Below are 4,084 nucleotides of genomic sequence, written 5' to 3'. Positions count from 1 at the left end.
CCCTCGCCGGCGCTGGCGCTCGGCGACGGGGTCCCGTTGTCGGCCGCCATCGCGACGGTCGGCGCCGCGACGCCCACGCCGAGCACGCCGGCCGCGGCGAGCCCGACCAGCAGGCGCTTCTTCGTCATCATGCGGGACATGTCGTCCTCCGGATCGTCGGTGGGTGGTGCGATGACCTCACCGACGGTGACCAGCGCGGCTGGAGGAAACCCGTGGCGACCCTGTCAGCGAGCTGGCAATTCGCCCCGAGGACAGGGACAAACCGGTCACGCCCCCACTCCCCTCCCGTTGATCAAGGGGTTTTCGTCACGGGCGCGCCCTCCGCTGACGCAAACCTCTTGATCAACCGTGTTCTGGCGGGGTGGGGCGGTCAGCGGACGGCGGGGGAGACCGTGAGGGTGCCGGCGTCGGCGTCGAGGACGGCCCCGGTGCCCACCGGCACGGTGAGCTGGCCGGGGCCGTGGCCGATCGGCAGACCGCCCAGCACCGGTACGCCCAGGTCGCCCAGGCGGTCGGTGAGCACGTCGGCCACGTCGACCGCCCAGCCGTCGGCGCAGCCGGTGAACTGGCCGACCGCCACCCCGGCCAGCCCGTCCAGGACGCCCGCCCGGCGCAGCTGGGTGAGCATCCGGTCCACCTTGTACGGCGGCTCCTGCACGTCCTCGACGAGCAGCACCGCCCCGGTCAGGTCGGGCATGTCCGGGGTGCCCAGCGACGCCACCACCAGGCACAGGTTGCCGCCGAGGAGTCGACCCTCCGCCCGCCCCGGCACGCGTACGGCCGAGGTCTCCTGCCCGTCCATGGCGGGAACGGTCACCGGCTCGGCGACCGTCAGGACGCGGTGCAGCGACTCCGCCGAGTCCAGCGGGGTCCGCTCGTCCCGCCAGGCGGCACCCGGTCCGTGCACGGTGGCCAGCCGGGCGCCCCGCCACAGCGCGAACTGGAGGGCGGTGATGTCCGAGAAGCCGGCCACCACCTTCGGGTCCCGCCGGACCGCCGCCATGTCGATCGCGTCCACCACCCGCTGCGCCCCGTAGCCGCCCCGCGTGCAGATCACCCCGCGCACGTCCGGGTCGGCGAAGGCCGCGTTCAGGTCGGCGGCGCGCAACTCGTCCGCGCCGGCCAGATAGCCCTGCCGGGCGTACGCGTGCGGGGCGGGCACCGGCCGCAGGCCCCAGCCGGTCAGCAGCTCCACGCCCCGGGCCACCCGCTCCGGGTTGGTCGGCCCGGACGGGGACACCAGCATCACCGTGTCGCCGGGGCGCAGCGCTGGCGGGCGGAGGACCTCGTCGGTGATCACAGCCGACGAGCCTAGTCAGCTCCCGGCCGCGGGTAGGGGATAGCCTCGACGTCGTGGCAACCGCGTTGGTGATCGAGAACGACCCGACCGACGACCTGCGCCGGCTGGGGGAGTGGCTGGCCGAGGCCGGCCTGGACCTGTGGGTGGTCCGCCCGCACGCCGGGGACGAGCTGCCCGCCGACCTGGAGGGCTGGTCGGCGCTGGTGGTGCTCGGCGGCGACCAGCAGGCGTACCCGCGGACCGACGGCTCGCCCGGCGCGCCCTGGTTCCCGGCCCTGGAAGGGCTGCTCCGCAAGGCCGTCCGGCACCGCGTCCCCACCCTCGCGGTCTGCCTCGGTGCGCAGCTGCTGGCCACCGCGCACGCGGGGACCGTCGAGCGCAGCCCGTCCGGGCCCGAGGTGGGCCCCGGCGTGGTGGGCCGGCGCGACGCCGCCGAGCGGGACCCCCTGTTCCGCTACGTTCCGCTGATCCCGGACGTGCTCCAGTGGCACTCCGACGAGATCACCGAGCTGCCCGCCGGCGCCACCCTGCTGGCCGCCTCGACCCGCTACCCGCACCAGGCGTTCCGCCTCGGCGACCGCGCGTGGGGTCTGCAGTTCCACATCGAGTGCGACACCGCGATGATCGCCGACTGGGCCAGCGGCTCCGAGTTGCTGGCCGAGCTGGGCTACGACCCGGAGCTGGTGGTGGCCGCCTGCGACGCGGTGATGGTCGACGTCGAGGAGGTCTGGCAGCCGTTCGCCGCCCGGTTCGCCGCGCTGGCCCTCGGCGAGCTGGACGACGACGCCACCCGCCGCAGCCTGCCCCTGCTCGGACACTGATGAGCCGACCGACCAGGGGGCCCGGCAGGCTCGCCCGGTACGGCTTCGGCGGCGCGGAGGGCGACGGCGGGTCCCGCGCGGCCGACCTGCTGGGGCCGGACGGGCTGGGGCTGTGGCGTCCGGACGAGCAGGAGCCCACCGACGAGCGGGCCGGGGAGCTGCTGTCCTCACTGTCCCGGGCCGCCGACCCGGACCTGGCGCTGCGCCAGCTCCACCGGATCGTCGAGGCGGAACGCCGGGCCGACCCGAACGGCGGTCCGACGCTGCTGGACGCCCTGCACGACGACCCGGGGCTGCGCCGCCGGCTGTTCGCGGTGCTCGGCGCCTCGTCGGCGCTCGGCGACCACCTGGTGGCCAACCCGGACCAGTGGCCGGCGCTGCGGACCGCGTCGGACGGGCTGGCGCCGGCCGCCGACGGGCGGCTCGACCTGTCCGGCGAGGGCCCGCCGGTGGCGGTGCTGCGGCGGGCGTACCGGCAGGCGTTGCTGCGGATCGCGGCGGCCGACCTGACCGGGGGCCGGGGCCTGGAGCAGACCATGGCCGCGCTGTCCGCGCTGGCCGACGCCACCCTGGCGGCGGCGTACGACATCGCCCTCGACGAGCTGCCCGAGGGCACGCCCCGTCCGCGCCTGGCGGTGGTGGCGATGGGCAAGTGCGGCGGGGACGAGCTGAACTACGTCTCCGACGTCGACGTCATCTTCGTCGGCGCCGCCGACGAGGACCTCGCGGCGGCCACCACGGTCGCGACCCGGCTGATCCATGTCTGCGGCCTGGTCGCCTGGCCGGTCGACGCCGCGCTGCGCCCGGAGGGCAACCGGGGCCCGCTGGTGCGGACGCTCGCCAGCCACCTGGCGTACTACCGGCGCTGGGCCCGCACCTGGGAGTTCCAGGCGCTGCTCAAGGCCCGGCCGGCCGCCGGCGACCTGGACCTGGGCCAGGAGTGGATCGACCAGCTCGCCCCCCTGGTGTGGCGGGCCGCCGAGCGTCCCGAGGCGGTCGAGGACGTCCGGGCGATGCGGCGCAAGATCATCGACAACATCCCGCCGAAGGAGCAGGAACGCGAGATCAAGCGCGGCTCCGGCGGGCTGCGCGACATCGAGTTCGCGGTGCAGCTGCTGCAACTCGTGCACGGTCGCGGCGACGAGTCGCTGCGGGTGCCCGGCACGATCCCGGCGCTGCGCGCGCTGGTCGCCGGCGGCTACGTCGGTCGGGCCGACGGCGAGGCGCTCCTGCGCGGCTACCGCTTCCTGCGCGGCGTCGAGCACCGCCTGCAGCTCCAGGGCCTGCGCCGTACCCACACGGTGCCCACCGATCCGACCGCGCTGCGGTGGCTGGCCGGCGCGCTCGGCTACACGGCCTCGCCGGGGCGCAGCGCCGTCGAGGCGTTCCGCGCCGAGTGGGTCACCCACGCCACCGACGTACGCCGGCTGCACGCCAAGCTCCTCTACCGGCCGCTGCTGGAGTCGGTGGCCCGGGTCCCCGCCGACGGGCTGCGACTGACCCCGGAGGCGGCCCGGCACCGGCTGGAGATCCTCGGCTTCGCCGACCCGGTCGGGGCGCTGCGCCACCTCCAGGCCCTCACCGGCGGCGTGAGCCGCACCGCGGCGATCCAGCGCACGCTGCTGCCGGTGCTGCTCAGCGAGTTCGCCGACGCGCCGGAGCCGGACCGGGGACTGCTCAACTACCGCCAGGTCTCCGACAAGCTGGGCAGCACGCCCTGGTACCTGCGGCTGCTGCGCGACGAGGGCCCGGTCGCCCGCCGGCTGGCCCGGGTGCTCTCCTCCTCCCGGTACGCCGCCGACCTGCTGGCGCGGGAGCCGGAGGCGCTGCGGCTGCTGGCCGAGGAGAGCGAGCTGACGCCCCGCCCCCGGGTCACCCTCGCCGAGGGCTGGGACGTGCTGGCCCCGCTGATCGACGAGGCGATGACGACCGGGGTGGCCAGCTGGGTGCCGGCCCTCCAACT

Annotated in this window: 3 protein-coding genes; 2 read left to right on the top strand and 1 reads right to left on the bottom strand. The window is 75.9% G+C overall.

From position 1 onward, the window contains the following. Positions 1 to 370: 370 nt before the first annotated feature. On the bottom strand, positions 371 to 1,300 hold the full coding sequence (locus tag AB0I76_RS24105) for an LD-carboxypeptidase (protein ID WP_357039558.1): 930 nt from the start codon (positions 1,298 to 1,300) through the stop codon (positions 371 to 373). A gap of 53 nt (positions 1,301 to 1,353) precedes the next feature. Between AB0I76_RS24105 and AB0I76_RS24100 the strand changes: the two genes are divergently transcribed. Then, positions 1,354 to 2,121: a type 1 glutamine amidotransferase gene (locus tag AB0I76_RS24100; RefSeq protein WP_357039555.1), complete on the top strand. Its 768-nt coding sequence runs from the start codon at positions 1,354 to 1,356 to the stop codon at positions 2,119 to 2,121. Beyond that, a partial coding sequence (locus AB0I76_RS24095) for a bifunctional [glutamine synthetase] adenylyltransferase/[glutamine synthetase]-adenylyl-L-tyrosine phosphorylase (RefSeq protein ID WP_357039553.1) occupies positions 2,121 to 4,084 on the top strand: 1,964 nt, incomplete at its 3' end. The genes AB0I76_RS24100 and AB0I76_RS24095, both read left to right, overlap by 1 nt.

The sequence above is a fragment of the Micromonospora sp. NPDC049799 genome (assembly GCF_040656655.1).
Lineage (GTDB): Bacteria > Actinomycetota > Actinomycetes > Mycobacteriales > Micromonosporaceae > Micromonospora.
This window is presented reverse-complemented; position numbering and strand designations above follow the sequence as displayed.